Genomic DNA, 2,714 nt, shown 5'->3' on the forward strand with positions numbered 1-2,714 from the left:
AGATCGGCCTGCGCGAGGGCCGCGGCGTCGTTCACGCCGTCGCCCACCATCGCCACGGTCTTGCCCTCGGCCTGCAGCTTCGCCACGACCTCCGCCTTGTCCTGGGGGAGGACCTCGGCGATGACCTGGTCGATGCCGACCTCGGCCGCGACCTGCTCGGCCACGGTGCGGTTATCGCCCGTCAGCAGGATCGGGGTGAGGCCGAGCGCGATCAGCTCGGTGATGGCGCGCTTGCTGGTCGGCTTGATCGTGTCCGCGACGGAGAGGACGCCGCGCGCCTCCCCGTCCCAGGCCACGAGCACGGCCGTCTCGCCGCGGCGCTCGGCCTGGGCCTTCGCCTCGGCGAGCTCCGCGGGGACGGCGACCGCCCAGTCCGCGAGCAGGGTGTCCCGGCCGACGAGCACGGCGTGGCCGTCCACGATCCCGGTCACGCCCTTCCCGGCGACGTTCTGGAAGGACTCCGTCGCGGGCAGCTGCCCGGCCTCTGCGGCGGCCCCGGTCGCGATGGCTCGCGCAATGGGGTGCTCGGAGGCGTGCTCCAGGCCGCCGCCGATGCGGAGCAGCTCGGCGCGCTCAGTGCCCGGTGCGGTGACGACGGTCGCGAGAGACATTTCGCCGCTCGTGACGGTGCCGGTCTTGTCCAGGACGATCGTGTCCACCTTGCGCGTGGACTCCAGCACCTCGGGTCCCTTGATCAGGATGCCGAGCTGCGCGCCGCGGCCGGTGCCGACGAGCAGGGCCGTCGGGGTGGCCAGGCCCAGGGCGCAGGGGCAGGCGATCACGAGCACGGCGACGGCCGCGGTGAAGGCCGCGGACATCGGGAAGCCCGCGCCGAGCCAGGCACCCAGGCTCGCGACGGCGATCGCGATGGCGATCGGCACGAAGATGCCCGAGACGCGGTCGGCGAGGCGCTGCACATCGGCCTTGCCGGACTGGGCGTCCTCCACCAGGCGCGCCATCTGCGCGAGCTGGGTGTCGCCGCCGACGCGGGTGGCCTCGACGAGCAGGCGTCCGCCCTCGTTCACGGTCGCGCCGACAACGCGGTCGTCCACGCCGACCTCGACGGGCACCGACTCACCCGTGATCATGCTGGCGTCGACCGCGGAGTTGCCCTCGCGCACGATGCCGTCCGTGGCGATCTTCTCCCCGGGGCGCACGACGAAGGTGTCGCCAACGGCGAGCTCCTCGACGGGGATCAGCGTCTCGACGCCGTCACGCAGGACCGTGACCTCTTTTGCGCCCAGCTCCATCAGGGCGCGCAGGGCGGCGCCGGCGGTGCGCTTGGACCGCTTCTCGAAGTAGCGACCGGCGAGCACGAACATCGTGACGCCCGCGGCAACCTCCAGGTAGATGTTGTTCGCGCCGTCGCTCGGGGCGACCGCGAAGCTGAAGGCGTGGGTCATCCCCGCCTCGCCCGCGGTGCCGAAGAACAGCGCGTAGATCGACCAGATGAAGGCCGCGCTCGTGCCGAGGGAGATCAGGGTGTCCATCGTGGCCGCGCCCTGCTTGAGGTTCAGCCAGGCAGCGCGGTGGAAGGGCCAGGCGGCCCAGACGATGACGGGCGCGGCGAGCGCGAGGCTCGCCCACTGCCAGTAGGTGAACTGCAGGGCGGGGATCATCGCCATTAGGATGACCGGCACGCTGAGGACGACCGCGCCGATGAGGCGGTGGCGCAGCGTCGTGAGCTCGCGGTCCTCGGCGCTCTCGCCCTCGGGCTCGGGGGAGCCCGCGGTGCGCGGCGGGGCGGGCCGGGCGGCGGTGTACCCGGTCTTCTCGACCTCGGCGATCAGATCGGCGACGTCGATCCCGGGCAGCGCGGTGATCGTGGCCTTTTCGGTGGCGTAGTTCACCGTGGCCTCGACGCCGTCCAGCTTGTTCAGCTTCTTCTCGATCCGATTCGCGCAGGAGGCACAGGTCATGCCCCCGATGTTCAGCTCAACGCGCTGGTCGGTGATATCTGTGGTTTGGCTCATGGGAGTCTCCTCTTGCATCGAGGGGGAAAAGGGTGGCGGCGTGCGGCTCGGGCGGGCGGAGCGGGTGACGCGCCGAGGCCGCGGGGCGGGACCGGTGGTGCTGGGGCCGTGGCGGGTGCGTGGTCCTCGTGCGGTGGCACGGGGTCCGGGCGTCCTGCGTGGCGGTGGGCCGGTCCGGCGCGGGCGGCGTCGGGGGGAGTGTGGCTGGCGTTCGGGCTGGGGGGCGCGGAACGGGCGACGGCTAGTGGCCGGTCGCCCGCTCCAGCCAGCCGTGCACCAGGGACTCGGGGATGAAGGCCTGCCCGGCGACGTAGGCGACCGCGAAGATCGCGACGAGGCCGACGGCGTAGAGGCTCAGGGTGACGGCGGGGCGCATGGTTAGGCCCGCACGGCGACGTAGCCGGCCTCGTCGACGGCCGCGATCACGGCGGCGTCGTCGAGGGGAGCCTCGCTCTGGATGCGCAGGGTGCCGTCGGCGGCGGACACGGCGATGTCGGTGACGCCGTCGAGCTGGCCAACCTCGGTGCGCACGGAGCCCTCGCAGTGGCCGCAGGTCATGCCGGTGACGGTGTAATCGGTGGTGGTCATGGGGGAGTCCTTTCCTTCGGATCGGATACCCTCCGGGGGTACCCGCGGGACTCACTATATACCCATGGGGGGTACCCCTGTCAACCCCGACTCCGCTCCCGCGGGGACCCCGTTCGCTGGGGTGTTGCTGGGGCTAGTCGCCCCAGATGTTGT

The 2,714-nt window shown here is 72.1% G+C and carries 3 protein-coding genes; all 3 read right to left on the bottom strand.

The window, feature by feature from the left end; translation table 11 throughout:
• A partial coding sequence (locus OOT08_RS13130) for a heavy metal translocating P-type ATPase (RefSeq protein WP_325093199.1) occupies window positions 1–1,973 on the bottom strand: 1,973 nt, incomplete at its 3' end.
• A gap of 241 nt (window positions 1,974–2,214) precedes the next feature.
• Window positions 2,215–2,349, bottom strand: a complete 135-nt coding sequence (locus tag OOT08_RS13135) for a hypothetical protein (protein ID WP_325093200.1) — start codon at window positions 2,347–2,349, stop codon at window positions 2,215–2,217.
• Window positions 2,350–2,351: 2 nt separating this feature from the next.
• The gene (locus OOT08_RS13140; RefSeq protein ID WP_325093201.1) at window positions 2,352–2,561 is read right to left on the bottom strand and encodes a heavy-metal-associated domain-containing protein; all 210 of its coding nucleotides are present in this window, start codon (window positions 2,559–2,561) and stop codon (window positions 2,352–2,354) included.
• Window positions 2,562–2,714: the final 153 nt, after the last annotated feature.

Source organism: Leucobacter sp. M11, assembly GCF_035726885.1.
In the GTDB taxonomy this organism is placed as follows: Bacteria; Actinomycetota; Actinomycetes; order Actinomycetales; family Microbacteriaceae; genus JAPFRB01.

Coding starts and splice junctions, on each gene's coding strand:
- OOT08_RS13135 (WP_325093200.1), bottom strand. CDS start 2,349: ATGCGCCCCGCCGTCACCCTGAGCCTCTACGCCGTCGGCCTCGTCGCG.
- OOT08_RS13140 (WP_325093201.1), bottom strand. CDS start 2,561: ATGACCACCACCGATTACACCGTCACCGGCATGACCTGCGGCCACTGC.